This window comes from Paenibacillus sp. ISL-20 (genome assembly GCF_018613005.1).
GTDB lineage: Bacteria > Bacillota > Bacilli > Paenibacillales > Paenibacillaceae > Paenibacillus_AQ.
The window spans coordinates 37,259-56,424 of the sequence record NZ_JAGGRD010000034.1 but is presented as its reverse complement, the minus strand read 5'-3'; the positions used below and the strand labels follow the sequence as shown (position 1 = coordinate 56,424).

At 47.6% G+C, this 19,166-nt stretch carries 16 protein-coding genes and 1 pseudogene; 13 read left to right on the top strand and 4 right to left on the bottom strand.

Annotated features, from left to right (window positions below; genetic code table 11):
- Positions 1–774: 774 nt before the first annotated feature.
- Complete coding sequence (locus J7E85_RS19860; protein WP_215160725.1) at positions 775–1,629, bottom strand: LysR family transcriptional regulator; 855 nt, start codon at positions 1,627–1,629, stop codon at positions 775–777.
- 131 nt (positions 1,630–1,760) lie between these two features.
- Here J7E85_RS19860 and J7E85_RS19855 point away from each other — a divergent pair, with 131 nt between their 5' ends.
- The 6 genes from J7E85_RS19855 to J7E85_RS19830 all read left to right on the top strand — a co-directional run bounded on the left by J7E85_RS19855 (position 1,761) and on the right by J7E85_RS19830 (position 7,698).
- Entirely contained in the window at positions 1,761–2,750 is a 990-nt protein-coding gene (locus J7E85_RS19855) for a zinc-binding dehydrogenase (protein ID WP_215160723.1), read from the top strand.
- A gap of 398 nt (positions 2,751–3,148) precedes the next feature.
- Positions 3,149–4,219 carry a DUF3048 domain-containing protein gene (locus J7E85_RS19850; RefSeq protein WP_483311330.1) on the top strand — a complete coding sequence of 357 codons (1,071 nt, stop codon included), beginning with the start codon at positions 3,149–3,151 and terminating at the stop codon, positions 4,217–4,219.
- A gap of 231 nt (positions 4,220–4,450) precedes the next feature.
- Positions 4,451–5,065, top strand: coding sequence for a DUF47 domain-containing protein (locus tag J7E85_RS19845; protein ID WP_053489885.1), 615 nt, complete (start codon positions 4,451–4,453; stop codon positions 5,063–5,065).
- 14 nt (positions 5,066–5,079) lie between these two features.
- Positions 5,080–6,069 (top strand): inorganic phosphate transporter, encoded by a 990-nt coding sequence (locus J7E85_RS19840; protein ID WP_215160719.1) that lies wholly within the window; start codon positions 5,080–5,082, stop codon positions 6,067–6,069.
- 102 nt (positions 6,070–6,171) lie between these two features.
- The gene (gene corA / locus J7E85_RS19835) at positions 6,172–7,128 is read left to right on the top strand and encodes a magnesium/cobalt transporter CorA (protein WP_215160717.1); all 957 of its coding nucleotides are present in this window, start codon (positions 6,172–6,174) and stop codon (positions 7,126–7,128) included.
- 204 nt (positions 7,129–7,332) lie between these two features.
- Positions 7,333–7,698 (top strand): YrhK family protein, encoded by a 366-nt coding sequence (locus J7E85_RS19830; RefSeq protein ID WP_215160715.1) that lies wholly within the window; start codon positions 7,333–7,335, stop codon positions 7,696–7,698.
- Positions 7,699–7,907: 209 nt separating this feature from the next.
- Here J7E85_RS19830 and J7E85_RS19825 read toward each other — a convergent pair whose 3' ends face one another.
- Positions 7,908–8,510, bottom strand: a complete 603-nt coding sequence (locus tag J7E85_RS19825; RefSeq protein ID WP_215160713.1) for a hypothetical protein — start codon at positions 8,508–8,510, stop codon at positions 7,908–7,910.
- 288 nt (positions 8,511–8,798) lie between these two features.
- On the opposite strand from J7E85_RS19825, the gene J7E85_RS19820 reads away from it, so the two are divergent.
- The 4 genes from J7E85_RS19820 to rlmD all read left to right on the top strand — a co-directional run bounded on the left by J7E85_RS19820 (position 8,799) and on the right by rlmD (position 12,667).
- Complete coding sequence (locus J7E85_RS19820; RefSeq protein WP_053489879.1) at positions 8,799–9,089, top strand: YerC/YecD family TrpR-related protein; 291 nt, start codon at positions 8,799–8,801, stop codon at positions 9,087–9,089.
- Positions 9,090–9,093: 4 nt separating this feature from the next.
- On the top strand, positions 9,094–9,858 hold the full coding sequence (locus tag J7E85_RS19815; RefSeq protein WP_215160711.1) for a sirohydrochlorin chelatase: 765 nt from the start codon (positions 9,094–9,096) through the stop codon (positions 9,856–9,858).
- Between the two features lie 18 nt (positions 9,859–9,876).
- Positions 9,877–10,758 carry a diacylglycerol kinase gene (locus tag J7E85_RS19810; protein WP_098742048.1) on the top strand — a complete coding sequence of 294 codons (882 nt, stop codon included), beginning with the start codon at positions 9,877–9,879 and terminating at the stop codon, positions 10,756–10,758.
- Between the two features lie 397 nt (positions 10,759–11,155).
- Positions 11,156–12,667, top strand: coding sequence for a 23S rRNA (uracil(1939)-C(5))-methyltransferase RlmD (gene rlmD, locus J7E85_RS19805; RefSeq protein ID WP_215160709.1), 1,512 nt, complete (start codon positions 11,156–11,158; stop codon positions 12,665–12,667).
- Positions 12,668–12,938: 271 nt separating this feature from the next.
- Here the strand turns inward: rlmD and J7E85_RS35155 are convergent.
- Positions 12,939–13,381 (bottom strand): annotated as a pseudogene (locus tag J7E85_RS35155) (transposase); the annotation flags it as partial.
- Positions 13,382–13,534: 153 nt separating this feature from the next.
- Positions 13,535–14,509 (bottom strand): HNH endonuclease, encoded by a 975-nt coding sequence (locus tag J7E85_RS19795; RefSeq protein WP_215160705.1) that lies wholly within the window; start codon positions 14,507–14,509, stop codon positions 13,535–13,537.
- A gap of 331 nt (positions 14,510–14,840) precedes the next feature.
- Here J7E85_RS19795 and J7E85_RS19790 point away from each other — a divergent pair, with 331 nt between their 5' ends.
- From J7E85_RS19790 to J7E85_RS19780, 3 genes are all read left to right on the top strand, one after another.
- Positions 14,841–16,649: a hypothetical protein gene (locus J7E85_RS19790; protein WP_215160703.1), complete on the top strand. Its 1,809-nt coding sequence runs from the start codon at positions 14,841–14,843 to the stop codon at positions 16,647–16,649.
- 359 nt (positions 16,650–17,008) lie between these two features.
- The gene (locus J7E85_RS19785; RefSeq protein WP_215160701.1) at positions 17,009–18,445 is read left to right on the top strand and encodes a TIGR02391 family protein; all 1,437 of its coding nucleotides are present in this window, start codon (positions 17,009–17,011) and stop codon (positions 18,443–18,445) included.
- A gap of 58 nt (positions 18,446–18,503) precedes the next feature.
- Positions 18,504–19,151 (top strand): hypothetical protein, encoded by a 648-nt coding sequence (locus J7E85_RS19780; protein WP_215160699.1) that lies wholly within the window; start codon positions 18,504–18,506, stop codon positions 19,149–19,151.
- The last annotated feature ends 15 nt before the right edge of the window (positions 19,152–19,166 follow it).

Here is a 19,166-nt window from a genome sequence, read left to right as displayed (position 1 = left end):
ATACATATAAACCACTCCTTAAGTGAGTTTTGATTTTTTGGATTAATGAGTCATTCCGTTGTTTCTGATGTCGTTGTTGTTGGTTCTTGTTGCCTTGGGAAGTGATCACCTTCTCTATGTCTTTATTATAAGTGAAAATATTCACATTACATGTGATAAATATCACAAAGTTGTGAACATTCCAGAATGGGCGGTACGCGGAGGGTAATCAGTCATCGAATGCACTGCTGTCTTGAGTGCATTGCTGTCTTGTGTGCGCCGCACTCTTCTGAGCACTGCTCCCTGTGTACAAGGTGTGTAGTCTTGGGCATGCTTGGATGGCTGTTCAATTCCCAATGATCAAGCCTGCGGCTCAGAACCATAGAGCGCTGCTGTCGGACGCCAAGAAAATATAGACATTGAAAGCCGCATAAGTTGTGTTTTTTTGTCTTAAGTCTATAAGTTTTTGTCGTAACTCAATGACAAGAAATTATAGACTTTGCCGAAATTGACAAGAACTTGGTTACTTAGCCGATTAGAAGAGTGTCTTATTAACTGGCATCGTCATATCAGCGTGAGTTCGAGGATACTATGAACGCAGCCGAAATCGTGTCCGTAGGCAATAAAAAAGCAGCTTCGTTCTCAAGAGATTAGATTTCAGGTGGCTTTCCTTGAAATGTCAAATCGGAAGTTGTGTTTTTGCCGTGATGAACCACAAAAAAATAACGGGAGGGGAGGGATCCCTCTCGTTATGGTTATTCGATCCGATGGGCCCGCTTCGGGCCAAAACTTCAATCATTTTAGATGTTCCGGCTCCAGAAAAGCTCGAAGGGCGCTGCTCAGTGGCACATCGCGGTGATAGATAAAATACACCACGACCTGGCGGTAGGACTCCGGCAGTGTCATGGCTGCAATATTTTTCTCGTTGGAAAGCGAAACGGCATTGGACCTCGGGAGGAGCGCTACGCCGAGACCCGAAGCAACCCCGCCTAACACGGCTTCGAGCGAACCGAACTCTATGATTTGCGGATGTTGAATTCCGGCTTCAGCCAGCAGGCGCTCCACTCTGGACCGGTGAGTGCAGCCTGTGGACAAAATAAGCATCGGCTTCTGCAGTTGCTCCTGCTGGCTTGCCGCTCCGGCTTCGGAGATGAGCACCAGTTCCTCATCATACGAAGGAATCTGCTTTAGCAGGGGATGCGTCAAAGGGCCGTACACGAAAGCGCCGTCCAGTTCGCGGTCCAGCACTTGCTGCATCAGCACGCTGGAGTTGCCCGTGGTGAGGGACAGGCTGACCTCGGGGTGACGGGCATAATAGTCGGCGAGGCGTCCCGGCAGATAAGCCGCGGCGGTGGATTCAATCGCACCGATTCGTAGCGGTCCCCGCGGCGTATCCTCCGCCTGTACGGATTTCTCCGCTTCATCCAGCAAATTTAAAATTTGACGCGTGTATCCAACCAGGCGCTCGCCGGCCGGGGTCAGTTCCATCCCTCGATTGCTTCGGATAAACAGCGCTGTCTGCAGCCTGTCCTCCAGCTGGCGGATCCGGCCCGTGACATTGGAGGGAACATACTGCAGGCGTTGGGCCGCCCGCGTAATGCTGCCTTCCTCCGCTACTGCGCGAAATATCCGTAAATCTCCACTTTCCACTAGTCTCACCTTCCTGCCTTCATTCTGACTGAATGCCATCTTCATTACTACTCATTTTACATGCTCCGAAGCGAACTATACAATTGAACCTAACATGGCCTACACAAGCCGGAAGAAGGGGAGAGATTCATGTGAAAGCAGCCATTCATCATGGCCGGAGCGGTCTGGACGGACTTCGGGTCGGCGATATGGAATCGAAACAACCGGGTCCCGGTGAGATTCGGGTCCGTTTAAAGGCGGCCGGACTCAATCACCGCGATCTGTTTCTGATGAAGGGACGCCGTGCGGCGGATGCGCCGCTCATTCTGGGTTCAGACGGCGCAGGCATCATTGATGCCGTGGGTGAAGGAGTGAGCGATCTGACTGTCGGCACGGATGTCATCATCCATCCGACGATCGGTTGGGATAACACCGAAGAGGTCCCGGTGGTGCCGCAGATCCTAGGCGGACCCACGGACGGTACGTTTGCCGAGACGGTCGTCATCCCAGCGGACAATGCCTTCAGAAAGCCGGCATACCTGACATGGGAGGAAGCGGGAGTACTGCCTTTATCCGCGCTAACGGCCTACCGTGCGCTGTTTACGAGGGCGCAAATCAAGGCGGGCGAGCATGTGCTTATACCAGGTATAGGAGGCGGGGTTGCAACCTACGCTATGCTCATGGCCCAAACTGCGGGGGCTGTCGTCAGCGTCACTTCCCGAAGCAAAGCCAAGCTTGAAGAAGCGCGGCGCTATTCTGTGCACGGGGCTTTTTCCAGCGGCGGGGATTGGAACGAAGAGCTGCAAGGGGTGAAGGTGGACGTGATTCTGGATAGTATCGGTCCGGCTACCTTTTCCAAATACTTGGAAGTGATTAAGCCGAATGGGCGGATCGTCAGCTTTGGGGCTAGCTCCGGCAACGTGGTAGAGGTTCCGCTGAGGGCTTTATTTTTTCCGCAGCTGTCCTGGATCGGTACGTCGATGGGGAGCCGCGAGGAGTTCGGAGAGATGCTTCGGTTCATGGAGAAGCACACCATTCGGCCACTGATCGACCGGATGTACCCGCTGGATGAGACACTGGCCGCGTTCCGGCGGATGACAGCGGGCGAGCAGTTTGGCAATATTGGTTTGCGGATCGGGTGAGAATTGGCATCTCTTTTCTCTTCGGAAACTTCTGCGGCTAAATAATCGGATTGAAGCAGGAAGGCTATAAAGCATACGCCCTATACGTATGCCTTTAGAGGCCTTCCTTTTTTATGTCAAAAATCGGGTCGTTAAGAAGCTCGCGATGGTTTGCCTTTTAACTGCTGCCAAGCCAATGCTGTCAAGCTTATTCATTAAAGGATTGTATCCCTTCCATATACAGACAAAGCACGGATTTTGTGATTAAATGTAAACTAAAGTTGAATTGTTGGTTGGAAATTTTGGGCAAATAGGTTGGAAATTTAGGGTAATAAGTAATGGGAGCGTTCATAGGGGGAAACAATATGCATAGCAAAGGGTCTTTCAGGAAATTCGCATGGAGGACAAGCTTGTTGTCGATGGCGACAGTATTGCTGCTGTCCGGATGTGGTGGTAAGCAGCAGGCAGAGTCTGTCCCGGCGCCGGTGGTGGAGGCTCCGATCGAGCAGCCAGTGGAAGTGTCTCAGGAGAATGCATCTTCTCCATATAAGGCACCTCTGACCGGATTGCCGTTAGAAGCATCACTGACGCAGCGGCCACTGGCCGTTATGATCAATAACGCCCCAGCGGCAAGGCCGCAGTCGGGTCTGGGACAAGCGGACATGGTGTATGAAGTGCTGGCGGAGGGAGGGATCACGCGTTTGATCGGCATTTTCCAAAGCCAGAGCGGCATTGAGAAGATCGGGCCGATCCGCAGCATTCGTCCTTATCTGATCAATCTAGGCGAGAGCTACGGCGGCGTTCTTGTGCATGCTGGAGGCAGCCCTGAAGCTTATAGCATCATCCAAAAGCAAGGCAAGCAGGATATGGACGAGATCGGAAATGCAGGCTCTTATTTCTGGAGAGACAAGGAACGCAAAGCGCCGCATAATCTGTATTCCAGCGACGAGAAGCTCCGTGAAGGAGCGGCCAAGCTTAATTATGGCAACGACGTGAAAGTGCCGCAATATTCGTTCTATTCGGAGCCGGCGGCTGCAAGCGGCGATGGTGCAGAGGGAACGGCGCCTGTGGAGGTTGTTTCCGGTGAACCCGGGGAGAAGGTAGAAATCAAATTTTTACTGGATAGTTATGTGGTGGCTTATGAGTATGACGGTTCGACCAATACGTACAAACGGTGGGTCAACGGATCGCCGCATGTGGATCTCAACGATAATGTTCAGCTGGAGGCCGCGAATGTCATTGTGCTGGGGGCGGATCATAAAGTGCTGGATGATGTGGGCCGGCTTGCCGTGAATGTGGAAACGGGCGGGAAAGCGATGCTGTTCCAGCGGGGCGAAGTCATCGAGGGGCAGTGGGTACGCGCAGCGGGCGATGCGATCCGTTTCGTGAAGGACGGCAAGGAAGTGCCGTTGGTGCCGGGAACGACGTATTTCAACATTGTGCCGAATTCGCCTTCTTTTGAAAGCCATGTGACCATTACGAATCCTTGATGCATAAGATGTGGATGGAGGATGCTCTGTCGGGATAATTTGCACTCATACGGAGATGTTAATAGGCAGGAGAATTGAAGCGATATCCATGTATCTTCTTTTTTGTTAGTTCCTTACATTTCTGAGTGTTACTTTTCTATACACACCCTGCCATGGATGTGATAAGATAGTCAAGGTTGTCTATCTTTTGAGGGCGTTCGCGGCAATTTATCGAAAAAAGGGGTTAAGAGTATGAAATTGAAGAAGAAGGATATATTCTTCCAAACGCTGGAGAATATGGCCGATACGGTGGTACAAGCCGCAGATTATTTTTCGCAGCACGTTTCCAATCTTCAAGATGTGCTTGAATTTGCCAATGAAATGAAGAAATACGAGTCCCAGTGTGATACCTATACACATACCATCATTACTGAGCTCAACAAAACGTTTATCACGCCAATCGAACGCGATGATATTATGGACCTGACAACCAGCATGGACGATGTGATGGACGGATTGGAAGCAACCGCATCCCGGTTCTATATGTACAATTTGGGGAAACCTGACGAGTACATGGTACAGTTTGCTGAAATTCTGCGTCAATCGGCTTACGAAATTCAGAAAGCCATTCATTTGCTCTCTCAAAAGAAACTTCTGGCTATTCGTGAGTACACGATCCGCTTGAACGATCTGGAGAACCAAGGCGACGAGCTGCTGCGCATCTGTATCAAGGATCTGTTCGCCACCGTCTCTGACCCGATTCTGCTGATCAAGAAAAAAGAGATTTACGAACGTCTTGAAACGACCACGGACACCTGCGAAGACGTGGCAAATATGCTGGAATCCATCATTATGCGCAACTCGTAAGGGAGTCCTGAACAATGGATACAACGATGTTAGTATTAGTAATTGTTGTTTTTTTGGCGCTTGCATTTGACTTCATCAACGGGTTTCATGATACGGCGAATGCCATTGCAACGTCGGTATCAACCCGGGCCTTGAAGCCGCGGGTAGCCATATTGCTTGCAGCCAGTATGAACTTCATCGGTGCGATGCTGTTCACAGGGGTTGCCAAAACCATCGGCGGCAGCGTCGCGGATCCGACCAAGCTGGATAACGGGATCGAGGTTGTTATTGCAACATTGCTTGCAGCCATCATCTGGAACCTGGTTACCTGGTGGTTCGGATTGCCTTCGTCCTCTTCCCATGCGTTGATCGGGGCATTGGCCGGTGCGGTATTTGTCGGCGCGGGAAGCGACATGCTGAATTACGCCGGATTTAAGGATATCGTCTTGGCGTTGATCCTATCGCCTATCATTGCCTTTGTGATCGGTTATCTGGTCATGCAGCTGCTCAAGGTTATCTTTGCTAAACACAGTCCGCATACAGTGAATAAAGGCTTCCGTACGATGCAAATCTTTACGGCAGCACTTCAATCCTTCACGCACGGTACCAACGATGCACAGAAGGCGATGGGGATTATCACCTTTGCTCTGGTCACCTCCGGTCAATTGACAGAGATGGAAGTTCCGCTCTGGGTTAAAATTTCTGCAGCGACAGCAATGGCGCTCGGAACCTCGATCGGTGGCTGGAAGATCATCAAGACCATGGGTACGAAAATTTTCAAAATCGAGCCGATCAACGGGTTCGCAGCTGACTTCTCGGCCGCATCCGTCATCTTCTCGGCTACGCTACTTCATCTGCCGATCAGTACAACCCATGCGATCACCTCGGCAATTCTCGGTGTAGGCTCAGCGAAACGCTTCTCCGCCGTGAAATGGTCTCTGGCAGGACGCATTATTGTGACTTGGTTTATTACGATTCCCATTACGGCTGTACTGGCAGGAGTCATATTTAAAATTCTTTTCTAAAACGTAATTACACATAGATAATGGATAGTAGTGGGCCAATCAGGAATCGATTGGCTTTTTTTGTTTAACGAAATCGAAGGTGCAAGGAAAGGAGAGCTTATCATGATTCGCACGTTCGCTATTACGCCAAGCTATGAAGCGATAATCGGCCTGCCACTTGAAGAGATTCGAATTGAGGATTACGCCTGGGTCTGGGTCGATTTCAGTGAGCCAACACCGGAGGAGGCCCGGATGCTGGAGAGCTATTTTCACTTTCATCCGCTGGCGGTGGAGGATTGCCTGCACATTCTGCAGCGGCCGAAGCTGGATTATTATGAACAGATGCAGTTTTTTGTTCTGCATGCCCTTCAGCCTGATACGCTGGAAGTCGTCGAGGTGGATCTGTTTCTTGCACCTTCCTTTATTGTCTCCTTCCACGAGAAAGCACTGCCCGAAATGAATGATGCTTGGGAACGCGTGACCTCGGTCGCCGGCAAGGGTCCGCTGGGCCAGGACGGTCCGAGCTTCACGGCTTATACGATCATGGATAAGCTGGTGGATCAGTACTTCCCAAGCTTGTTTGCCATTGAGGATGAGCTGGCGGACCTGGAAAGCCGAGGCGAGAAGGATTCGGTCGAGGAGCTAATGAATCAGGTGTTTGCGCTGCGTTCGAGGCTGCTTCGCCTGCGGCGGACGGTCGTGCCGATGCGGGATCTGCTGTACCGGATCGTGAACTCGCAGCATTTGGAGCATCACGCGCACCATGCTTATTTTTCCGACATCTATGACCATCTGCTGAAGCTGGCGGACATGATCGAGGCCGACCGCGAAATGACGGCGGATCTTCGGGATAGCTACATATCGGTGAATTCGAATCGGATGAATACGATTATGAAGACACTAACGGTGATCACCACCATCTTCATGCCGCTCACCCTGATTGCGGGGATTTATGGGATGAATTTCCAAAATATGCCGGAGCTGGAGTGGCATTACGGATACTTCTTCGTGCTGATTCTCATGTTTGTGCTTGGCGGGGGCATGGTGATGTGGTTTATGCGCAGAGGCTGGTTTAAATAAAAAGGTTTATTATGACGTGGACATCGTGATGCCATTCCGAAGTAGAGGCATGTTAGTCAGAGTTGCTGTGGGTTGGGTCCAAGTCCTTGCCAAGAAGTTATCGGATAAGCGGGAAGGTTGTCCTGCCTCGTAAGGCGAATGCTAAATCGCTGGGGTTTCTTGTTCCTCCGTAAGGGGTAAAGGCTTGCTGAGGAGGGACTGCATATGAAACTCAGGCTCAAACCACATCCCAAGAAGCGTTCATCGCGTCAACCAGATGAGCCTTTGCGTTCCTGGCTGCTGCGCCGGATGCTTCGCTTGGCTTGGAAGCGAAAACGAAAGCTGGCCGTTACGAACCGCTATGAGGTGGGCATGGTCATCAGCGAGATTGCGACCGGCCTGTTGTTCATTGCAGGCAGCATCATGATGTTCTATCCCCATATGAAGCGAATCCCGACCGTGCTGTATCTGCTGGGCAGCATTATGATGCTGCTGCGTTCCGGTCTGCGTGGCTCGTATTGGTTCCGGTTAAAATCACTCGAAAGCGACGAGAATAAAGAAGCCAGCCCCGAAGGGGACTGGACGCGCTGAGGATATTATAGGTTGATAAAAGGATTGGCTCCAGCCTAGGGTAACAGACTGGAGCCTGCTGCATGATGTATGTTGGTTCGGATGATCCCGCCTATAGTGAGCTTCAAACGTATCTGCTAAACCAATCGTGCCCAATATCCTTCGATGATCAGAGGATACGGTGTTTCTGTGACTCACGGTACGGTTTAAAGTCTACCGATCTACATAGATCAACGGCGACGTCTGCTTTTGCCGGATGTTCTGCGCGATCCGGAGCGGCGTCGGCTTCCCGAGGAACGGCGTCTTTTTGGTCTATATTCGTAGGTGTCCTCATTCTGATCCGTAAATGTGCTTGGAGAGGATCCGCTTTTGCCTTTCTTCTTAAGTGCGCCTGCCAGCACGGAGAATATGGGGGCAAGCTGCTGGAAGCCCTGCATGAGCTTTTGTACCTTGCCAATGTTGTTGACGATGCCGTCGATGCCGCCCATCCGATCGATGAGTCCCTTAACGTCGCTCATATTGTTGACCCCGAGCCCGCCGAGGAGCTTGCTTAATCCGCCTCCACCGCCGCTGCCGCTGCTGCCTCCTCCGCCAAGGAGACCTGCCAGGCCACCGCCGCCGGAATTCGTGGATGGAGCCAGAGCCGAAGCCGAAGCCTCCATGTCCGTTACACCGTCGGTATATGGATATAACGCGGTTTCACCCACTTCCGGATAATCGCTGTATGGAGAGATGCCAGGGTATGGCGATGGCGCCTGGGGCAGTGATTCATTTTCAATGAGGGAGCGCTGGTTGGTGGATCGGCGGTGATAATAGTGAGAATGACGCGTCATGATATCACTTTCCTTTTTGAGTTAAGATACTATACTGTATGATGCGGGCGGGCGATGGGTTTAGGCGGATGTCCCGATTTTCGGGATAGGAGCGGAATCGGGCGATAGCCCAGGAAGATTTTGGCGAGCACTGGAGATGGGAAATGTGAGCGTGTATAAGGGATGCTGCCCCTGGGGAATGGTTGTCCTGTAGTGCGTGAAATCGTTAATGCTTGAAAATACTATATCCGCTCGGGTACAATGGGAGTGCGAGTGTTATACACAGTAACAATAGGGGATGATCATCCAGTGCAATTAAAGAAGCTAAATGATAAAAGCATCGATCAATTATTCGAAGCGATATTAACCCTGGGCAGTGTGGAAGAGTGCTATGTATTCTTCGATGATCTCTGCACCGTTAACGAAATTCAGTCCTTGTCGCAGCGGCTGGAAGTGGCGCGCATGCTGGGCAAGGGATGCACATACAACCAGATTGAAGCAGAAACGGGAGCCAGCACCGCAACGATTTCGCGTGTGAAGCGTTGCCTGAACTACGGCAATGACGGTTATAAAATGACGCTGGAGCGTTTAGGACGTTAAACTTATGACGAAGCCGGGTGTGCTGGTTATTAGTCATGGTTCACGTGAACAGAAATGGGTGTCGCTTGTGGACGAAGCCGTCCAGAAGCTGGCCTCTCATATGGATATACCGGTCGTATCTTCGTACCTGGAATTGGTAGAGGGCCGTCTGATTCAGGACGGCATCACGGCCTTGGAAGATCAGGGTGTCACCGACATTCTGGTCATTCCTCTATTTGTCTCGTCCGGCAGCACACATGTCGACGAAATAGCTTATGCTATAGGAGCGAAGGCCGTTCCGGACATGGAGACGGACCTGGCGCCGTTTCGGGTTCAGTCCCGAGTTCATTTTGGTACACCGATGGACGACGAACCCGAGATGGCGGCCATGGTATGGGATAAGGTTAGAGAGCTGTCCGTTAACCCGGCTAAGGAGGTTATTCTTCTCGTCGGACACGGCAGCCGGCATGATCTGTTTCGCAGCCGCTGGGAAAAGGGTATTAACTCTTTGGCACAGCGAGTTAGCGAGGTAAGCGGAACAAGCGCAGATTATGCCTTACTCAGTCCCGGCGATGTTCGGGACAAGGTGACAGCATGGATGGAGCGCGGCTGCGATGTGATCGTAGCTCCGCTTTTTTTAAGTGAGGGGTATTTTACGGAGAAGGTGATACCTGATCGTCTCGAGGGGCTGGAATGCCGATATTCAGGCAGAACCTTGCTTCCGCATCCGCTGCTGCCGCAGTGGATGGAGTCGCAGGCTAAACTTCTTCTTCTATCCTTGAAATCATAAGTAGGTGGCGTATCGTTAATGAGAAATGCAAGGTTAATCTATAATCCAACCTCCGGCCGGGAGGAAATGAAGCGTCGGCTTGCTGATATATTGAACCGTCTGGACAGTGCTGGCATCGAAACCTCCTGTCATGCAACAACCGGAGAGGGGGATGCGACCCGTGAAGCGGCGGATGCCGTCGAACGCGGATACGATCTTGTGATCGCAGCTGGCGGAGACGGTACGCTCAATGAGGTCATCAACGGGATGGCCGGCAGGGATAACCTTCCGCCGCTGGGTATTTTCCCGATGGGAACCACAAATGATTTTGCGCGGGCGCTCGGCATCTCGAAGAACTGGGAGGAGTACTGCGACCTGGTGATTCGGGGCGAGACGCGTCCGATTGACGTGGGCAAAGCGAATGATCGTTACTTCATCAATATTGCGGGCGGCGGTACGCTGACCGAGCTCACATATGAGGTGCCCAGCAAGCTGAAGACGATGATCGGGCAGCTGGCGTATTATTTGAAGGGGATCGAGAAAATGGTCAGCCTCGCGCCGCAGGAGCTCATCATCAACGCCAGCGGTCATCCGGCGATCCATGACGAATTCATGGTGTTCCTCATTGCCAACAGCAACTCGGTTGGCGGCTTTGACAAAATCGCGCCGGGCGCGAGCATCGACGACGGCTTGTTCGACGTCATTGCCCTGCGCAAGTGCAATCTGGCAGAGTTCGTACGCGTGGCTACGATGGCTCTGCGCGGCGAGCACATCAACGACAAGCGGGTCGTGCATTTCCGCACCGACTATATGGAGGTCGTCTCTCCGGGACCGGTTCAGCTGAACCTGGACGGCGAGTTCGGCGGCGTCCTGCCGGGCACGTTCCGCGTCCTGCCGCAGCATTTGCGGATTTTTGGCTGAGATGTTTGGCTGGTAGAGAGGCGGTAGGCATGGAACGCGCGTAAGGCGTGATGGTTGCTGCTGAGTGCTCAGCGGGGACTGACCGCATTAGCGATGGATAGGCGATTGGGGCGATGGGCCATTGATCGAGATGGAACAGGCTGAGGATCGCCGCTTAGACTTCAGGCTCTTGTAAGTAAATGATTGGATTTGCAGGCTGGATGGATTGAATAACATACGAGGCTCCCGTATAATGATGGACGTGAGCTTGTGCGCTAAGCTCCCTTGGGGGAGCTTTTTGTTGTTTAAGCGAATGAAGGTTAACGGAAGATCATCCGCTTTGATTATGGATGGTGTACCGATTGGGAATATAGAGTGGTAAGGGACAAGTTGAACGGAAAGAAGTGAACAGCACATCATGAAGAAGAACCGCAAGGGAAGCGACACGCGCCGCAGCGGCAAGCCGGCGGCTTCGGCGGCCCTCCTGGACCTGCCGGTGGCCAAGAACGACGAGGTCGTGATCGATATTATAGGAATGAACCATGACGGGGAAGGGGTTGGCCGTGCGGACGGCTACACCCTGTTCGTTCAGGGCGCCCTGCCGGGCGAGAAGGCCCGAGTGAAGGTGCTCAAGACCAAGAAGCAGTATGGCTACGCCAAGCTGCTGGAGCTGGTCGAGCAGAGCCCGAACCGCATCGCGGCCCCGTGCCCGATCTACGACCAATGCGGCGGCTGCCAGCTGCAGCATATGAGTTATGCCGGACAGCTGGAGTGGAAGCGCCAGCTGGTGGTGGACAACCTGGAGCGGATCGGGAAGCTGCGGGTGGTGCGAGAGGCGGAAGGTGCTGGAGAGACGCGTGTGGACGACGGACAAGACAATTCAGATCAAGAGGGGATCCTCGTTCGTCCGACACTCGGCATGAGCGAGCCTTGGCGCTACCGCAACAAGTCCCAGGTGCCCATCGGGGTAACAGAAGGCGGCCTGGTCGGCGGGTTTTACGCCCGTGGCAGCCACCGGATTGTGGACATGGAGACGTGCCTCATCCAGCATGAACAGAACGACGAAGTCGTCAGACGCGTCAAAACTATTGGACGGAAGCTAGGCATTACCGCGTACAATGAAGAGACAGGCCAAGGCCTCCTTCGCCATGTGGTGGTGAAGATCGGTTTTGCTACCCGTGAAATGATGATTGTGCTCGTGACGAACGGCGAGCGGATTCCACGCGTGAACGAGTGGATCGCGACGATTCGCGAGGAGCTGCCGGCCGTCGTTAGCGTATGCCAGAATATCAATACGCGTAAGACGAATGTTATTTTTGGGGATGTGACCCGCGTCCTGTGGGGTCGTGAGGTCATCCATGACTATATCGGCGATGTGAAGTTTGCGATTTCTGCACGTTCCTTCTACCAAGTGAACCCAGCTCAGACCGAAGTACTGTACGGTAAAACGGTGGAGTATGCCGGATTAACCGGGGAAGAGACCGTGATCGATGCCTATTGCGGCATCGGGACGATATCTCTGTTCTTGGCACAGCATGCCAAGAAGGTGTATGGGGTCGAGATCGTGAAGGAAGCGATCGAGGATGCCCGTGCGAATGCCGAGCTCAATGGTATGAAGTATGTAGATTTTGAAGTCGGCGCTTCTGAGGATGTGATTCCACGCTGGAAAGAGCAGGGGATTGAGGCGGACGTCATCGTGGTCGATCCTCCGCGTAAAGGGTGCGATCCGCGCCTGCTAGAGACGATTCTTGAGATGAAGCCGGAGCGCGTGGTATACGTGAGCTGTAATCCATCCACACTGGCAAGGGATTTGAGGGTGCTGGAGGATGGCGGGTATCGGACGGTGGAGGTTACGCCGGTTGATATGTTTCCGCATACGGTGCATGTCGAATCGGTGGCTTTGTTGGTGTGGGTTGGTACAGAAGGCTGAGATTGTAGTAGTGGAGCGGATTTAGGGAGTATTACAGATGGAATTGTAGTGTGAAACAGAAGCTTGAAATTAATAGAGTTGACTGATTGTTGACGAAAATAATAGCTCGTATTGGGGATGACAACTTCATAAATCGTGATTGTAATTGGTCTGGAAGGGGTTCGACTCTCCTCGCCTTCATCTTGAAGGGGCTGTCTCAAAAGGATGTCTGCACACACTACTGACATATCACCTAGATCAAATCACGGTAAAAATTGAAGAAATGGCGGCGTTAGGGAGATCCCTGTGCCGCCATTTCTCTATTTCGATCCACAACCGCTTTCTTTAATAGATTATGAGTAAACGAAAGCCACCCAACCTCCAGGCTTACATTTGGCAAGCCACGAAGCAGTAAGCGTCCGAATCCCCGATTATTATTTATTTGCCCAAACACACTTTCAGGTTCAATCATTCGCTGATCATAATGCACATGTCCTTCTTCACTTCATAGCTTTTCCCTAGCCTTTCTCCTCAAACGCATGTACTTCAGACTTGCTTTCACTTCTCTGATACCTACGGCTTTTGTACAAGCAGTTTTAATGTATAGCCTTCACAACTCGTACTACGATAGTGTTCGTACTCAATTTCATAGTCACTTCCCATTTTCTCTTTGCTTTTACGGTAAAAAGCTAACTTCTGTCCGGCTTTACAGGTCCAAATATCTTCGTTGGAATTTTATTTCTAGCTATCTATAATGCTTACAAGCCTTATCTGAAAGCATTCAAGCAAAATACAGTAAATCATTCTTGACCCACTTAAATCACTCGTACCACAGGCTATTTATAGGCTTAACCTAGCAGTGAGACTATGATGTCAAGGTGAAAATCATTATGGTTCCTCAGGATTATTTCTTTGGTTTGAGAGTATTTCCTCTTTGAGATCGTATGAAATCGAGATGTATTCTTTTTCTCCTCGAACCCAATCTGTTCCGGATAAATCTTTTACTCGAATTTGACTTGGTCCAAGAGGATGATTCTCATAATATGGGGACGGCAAAGCTGCGATTTTCGCTTGACCACCTTTATTTAAGTAAGCAAGAAAATTATCATCACACTCGCAGTGTGGAATGGTAATTTGAAACATAAGACTACTGAAGCAAACTGCATAGATTGAATAAGGAGTGGTTGGTTCCGCGGTTTCCTTCCGAAGAAATAGCCAATTACAGGGATAACGGTAAACTTTGAAGCCAGGAGTAAATTGTACAAAAGTTAACAAACCAAACGGACATTTCATTTTCAAGTGATCGGGTTCCATTATCCATTCAATAGTTTTTCTGAAATGCTGTATCTCGGATTCCGGCATTAAGGTGAGAGCCATTTTTACGAAACATTTATATACTGCAACCGGAATGTATGGATCTCTTATCCCAGGGAGGATGATCTCGTTATTTTCATCATTGTTGATGATGGATGGGCTGTCGATGTAGTCACCAATTCGTAGTTGACCATCAACTGATTGGATTTCGAGATCCTTCTTATACTTTGGGGTTCCGCGCTTTCCTCTAACCTGAGAAACAGCCCGCCAGAAGGAAGTATAACTGCCAAGATGGTTCTCCATATCGGAGAAAAATTGATTGCAGCTATCACATTCGTAATGATTTAATAAACGTCTGTTACCTAGCATTTCAGGGATTGCATGAGCTTTCTTCTTGAAAGTAACTTCTGGTCTGCTTCTTTGACAGAAACGGCAAGTTTGATCTTGTTTTGAGCCGAGATATTTCACTCCCTCCCAATTCAAAGGAAGTACACAAGCGTCATATTTATGTTCAAAGAAGGAGAACATCTCTCTTATCTCTTCATTCATATAACAACCCCCAAAAAAATATTGTTATCGTTATATCTAAGGATAGCGAGTTTGTCTAATTATCTTATTCACCCACAAATTCATCCTTCCAATTATACTCCATAATTTGTAATCATAAACGAAAGTCTTAAGAAATAGCTCGGTCTTGATCTAAGTAGGGATCAAAAGAGTTGGCAATGATCCTCAAGGGGATACAGTTGTTTGAACGATAAATAAAATAGCTGGATCAATTGGTCGCTTTGACTTTCCTATTTTATCTATTATCATTAAGAGGAAATGTTATTTTAGACTATATATTCTGTATATACAATTAAGAATTGCAGGTGATTGAATGGACAGTGAGAGAAAAGTAATTTGCGACAATTTGAATAAGTACATAACAGATGAATTGGCAAATTGTATTGATGAAGAATTATTCACTAAGGCCACATTAGAAGAATTAGGCGAATTCTATTATAAAAAAGCATTGTCACAGGTCAACGATGCAACAGATATATTACTTCAAACTGTAATTAGATTTAAAGTCCATAAAGATTTGGCGTTTGAAAATTTGAAAGACTATTATAAAAGTCTTTGCAAAATTATTGGCATAGAAAAATTACCAAGCGAGACATTTATTGAAGTGAAGGGAAAATACAACGATATTTTTGTTCAGAAATATAACATAGTCCTTCAGAAAGCGAGTACCGCAACAGCAGATATAAATAATAAACTTCGGAGGCTTAAGGATGATAGTGACTCTTTAAAGAATGCTCCACCAAATTACTCACTTTTGAGGGATTTAAGCAGTGATGAGTTAAGGCTATATGAGTACGGTAACGAATGTAATGTATTAAGAACAAGAAAAGAAATGATAGAGTTCGTTGTACAATATATGACAACTACACTGATGGAGTTCTGCGATATTCATAATACAAATAGTATTGAGTTAGCCATAAAAGAAGAAACTCTCAAACTGTCAAAAAATGATATTTTTGGAGCGGATGTTTCTTTTTCATCATATAAAGATATAGTAGAAATAACCGAGGATGATATAGACAGACCGTATGCGCTATTTTTTAAAGTGAAATTTTACACTGCCACTGAGATGGCGCGAAAAAAATTATATACATCACAGTATACGTTCAATGAGGAAGCTAGGATTGAGCAATACAAGGCGTATTTAAGCAATATTCCAAGGGTAGATGATTTGCAATTCCATAGAGAGAACGACCAGGAGGCGTATTTATCTTCTTTAAGGAAGTTCGTATCCGATTATCTAATAGTAGATGATTTAACAAATATGTTAGCCGAGAGTATATGCCTACGAGATCGAAAGGATATATTGACAAAATGTGTAGAACTATATAATGCAGAGGAATTTGAGATTTTTGGCAATATTGCGCCAATTCAAATAGAAGGTATGTTTGCAGACTTCTTAAGGGATGCAACAATCTTTAGACGATTTACAAAGCTAGAGGTATATGCAGGCGCTGTTTTACGAGAGAAAATTAAATACTTACAAGATGTAAATAGTGATATTTATCCAGAAGCCGTAGAATATTTTATGTTTTACTTCAACAATATTATTAGGAATAAAGTGGCTCATGGTAGTTACAAGAACATCTTTAAAGATAAAATGCAGGCAGAGATATTTGCTACAGAAGTAATTTTAGATATGAGTATGCTGGTTTACATGCTTTCTAGGAAAAGTGAAACAGAAAAAATGTACCGATTTATAAATGGATATCAAAAATACTACACTCAGATGATTAAGTCTGAGCATCCCTGTTTTGGGGCATTGTTAAATGATATGATAGGTGACAAAATGGTTTCAAATTATGATTCTATTGAAAAATATCGTCCTATCCAAGTTGCTTATTGGCTTGTGAACCCATACTATGAGAAAATATATGAATCTGTGGGAGACAAAAAAGATTTGCTTGATTTGAGAAGTCAATTTCTTAGTAAAGAGTTTTGGTTATATGTTTTAAACGAACTAAATGATGTGGTTCAAACTGGATATGACTATAGAAGAATTAATTTGGAGTTTATTTCTATAGTCAATGGGCTCTTTCGTTGTAATATTACAGATGAAGTTAAAGGAATTTTAGGACAAGTAAATTCAGCGCTTCAACGAATTAAGATTATGGGGAACTAGCATGTTGCGCTGCTACCGATTTATGAGAAGTGAAGATATTAATCAATGGATGCGGTTATCCTTACAAGGGTAGCCGTATTTTATTTTTTCGAAGAGGTTTCTTGCCGATTCGTGTTTTTGGAGCAGGACCTTAAACCGCCTCTGGTGAATATTTACATATGACAATGCATGTGATTTCAATGTATGGAGTGATCGATATGACATCGAAGATTAATTGTCCGCTTTGCGGCAACGAAGCAGTACAAATTAGAGACAGGTCAGAAGTTTACCTGATAAACTGCCTAAGTTGCGGTAACTTCCAGATCACTCGAGAGTGCTTGGAGGATTTGCCCGCTGAGCGTAAACTTCTACCACAGTTGATGAAAGTATCGGCATTTACCAGATACCGTACGATCAATAATGAGCCGGTAGCTACATTATTCATCGGTGATCCCAAAGGCTCGGAGGGGTATTCGGTTCAACAAGTCGTTGATCAATTCCCGTCCGTACCAGAACGTAAACTGAAAGCCCTGCAGAACCTTCAGGGGCTTTCGAAATATTGGGGTGATGCGGTGGCGATTGATCACAAAGACTACGTTGTATTCTTCCCTGAAGTAAATGAAGAGCAGCCCAGTCTGATGATGATGCGAACATTGGTCAAAGAAGGCTTAGTTTCCGGTGAGGTAAAGTTCCCGACACAGCTCACGGTAACAGAAAAAGGTTATTCGCTGTTAAGAGGTCAAGCAGCACCAGAAGCACGATCGCCAGAGCCAAATGCATCAGTTATAGAAGAGCCGCCGACTCCCGTAGCTCAACCCAGTAAGCTGGCGGAGCTACACCCGAAAGTCTTGGCAAAAGCAGAAAGGCTTTTCCAAGATGGGCATTACCGTTCGGCTGTCCTTGACACTTATGTAGCCCTCAATAAAGATGTCCAGCGTAAGAGCAAGCTTAACCAAGATGGTTCAGCTCTTATGCAAAAGTCGTTCTCAAAGGATACTCCAGTATTAAAGGTAGCTGGAGGTGATGATCCACAGCTAGGGGCAATGTGGTTATTTTCGGGAGCTATGATGGGGGTTCGAAATGTTTTAGCTCACGATGATTCAATACATCCTTCTGAGCAGGAAGCGTTAGAGTTGCTTTACTTTGCATCGAATTTATATAGGGGATTAGACCTTGCGGTGAATGTAAATGCGGAGAGACTAATAAATGAAATTTCTCAGCTCACATTCATTCTTAACGGTAATGAGTCCACTTCGAACAGCGCAAAGCTTAAAGCATTCCTTGTAACTTCAAGTGAATTCATTGACAGCGATTTGCACAGGCTTTGTTTCCTCAGGATTCTTGAGATAATTAAAAGCTCATATTTTAACGATCAAAATGCGGGTATCGACTTGTTGTTGGAATGGGATGAAACACTTCTCGACCACCTAATTCACGACGACCATGTCGAGCTGATCTGCTCAATTTATAAAGCAGCTGGCGGCTCGTATCCTTCCCGATCTGCTGGAACATTGATTTCGAATAAATTTAACAAGGTGTCGAAGAGCCTTAAGGTATTTCAGGAGTATATGCTTTCAAGCGATGACGCTTTTTATGAAGTTCTGGAGAAGATTTGGTTTAGTGATGACTTTATCAAATCGATTGTTAAGTACGGTGAGGAAGAGTTCTTGATTACGTTCCTCAGAAAGGTAATTGATAAGGAGTTCCATTTGAAGAGACATGATCTGAACACTTTGAGCTACGAATTGAACCGCGCGGGCATACAAAATATTTTTGAACTAGCCGACAAGGTTGAAAAGATGAATGAGGAATCTTAAAGATAGGTTTGTCTGTTTGACGTGAAGGTAATAATTCGTTCGAGAAGGGAAGCAATCAATGTCATTAGGTCATAAGGAGCTAACTGAACAATTAGAGTTAAGGAAGAAAACTTTGCTTAAGCGGTTGATCGCTAATCCTAAAGATCTGACCTATGAAGAGTTTATTGAAATCAAGGAATTATACGCAGTTATATATTCCATGTTCCATACAATACAGAAGCATTGTAAGGACAATGAATTGTATCATGTCCCTGTGGGAGATCAGATTACGGGGGTGCTTGGAGAAGCTTTCATACTACGTTACTTAAATAACAAGTACAGAGTATCGAAAACCAAACCCAAATTTGCGAAGAACAGTTCGACCAGTCAGGACATTGAATATCACAACGATGATGATGTTAAAATTATCGCTGAGGTAAAGACGACTTCTTATTATTCGGAAAAGCGTTCTTCAACTCCAATAGGGTCGGAGTGGCAAGAGCTTTACTTTGTTTATTTAGACCAACACTTGAATCCAGTAGCAGTTTGGAAAATCAGAAATAGGGAAGGATTCCTAAATTTCCTTGATCCAAAAGATACAAGAAAAGTTAGAATCCCAAAGCCCAATAGTACTGTATCTGGAACAAAGGAAGTTTTTCTTAAAGATAACTGTTTTGCAGAGCCTATAACAGATGATTTTCTAAAATACCTAAATCAGGTCGTTTAGAGGTTCAGAAGCTGC

Excerpts from the sequence above, each read along its gene's own strand:
- J7E85_RS19845 (WP_053489885.1), top strand. The coding sequence starts at position 4,451 with ATGAAATTGAAGAAGAAGGATATATTCTTCCAAACGCTGGAGAATATG.
- J7E85_RS19840 (WP_215160719.1), top strand. The coding sequence starts at position 5,080 with ATGGATACAACGATGTTAGTATTAGTAATTGTTGTTTTTTTGGCGCTT.
- J7E85_RS19785 (WP_215160701.1), top strand. The coding sequence starts at position 17,009 with ATGAAAGTATCGGCATTTACCAGATACCGTACGATCAATAATGAGCCG.
- J7E85_RS19780 (WP_215160699.1), top strand. The coding sequence starts at position 18,504 with ATGTCATTAGGTCATAAGGAGCTAACTGAACAATTAGAGTTAAGGAAG.
- J7E85_RS19815 (WP_215160711.1), top strand. The coding sequence starts at position 9,094 with ATGACGAAGCCGGGTGTGCTGGTTATTAGTCATGGTTCACGTGAACAG.
- rlmD (WP_215160709.1), top strand. The coding sequence starts at position 11,156 with ATGAAGAAGAACCGCAAGGGAAGCGACACGCGCCGCAGCGGCAAGCCG.
- J7E85_RS19795 (WP_215160705.1), bottom strand. The coding sequence starts at position 14,509 with ATGAATGAAGAGATAAGAGAGATGTTCTCCTTCTTTGAACATAAATAT.
- J7E85_RS19790 (WP_215160703.1), top strand. The coding sequence starts at position 14,841 with ATGGACAGTGAGAGAAAAGTAATTTGCGACAATTTGAATAAGTACATA.
- J7E85_RS19825 (WP_215160713.1), bottom strand. The coding sequence starts at position 8,510 with ATGACGCGTCATTCTCACTATTATCACCGCCGATCCACCAACCAGCGC.
- J7E85_RS19850 (WP_483311330.1), top strand. The coding sequence starts at position 3,149 with ATGGCGACAGTATTGCTGCTGTCCGGATGTGGTGGTAAGCAGCAGGCA.
- corA (WP_215160717.1), top strand. The coding sequence starts at position 6,172 with ATGATTCGCACGTTCGCTATTACGCCAAGCTATGAAGCGATAATCGGC.
- J7E85_RS19830 (WP_215160715.1), top strand. The coding sequence starts at position 7,333 with ATGAAACTCAGGCTCAAACCACATCCCAAGAAGCGTTCATCGCGTCAA.
- J7E85_RS19810 (WP_098742048.1), top strand. The coding sequence starts at position 9,877 with ATGAGAAATGCAAGGTTAATCTATAATCCAACCTCCGGCCGGGAGGAA.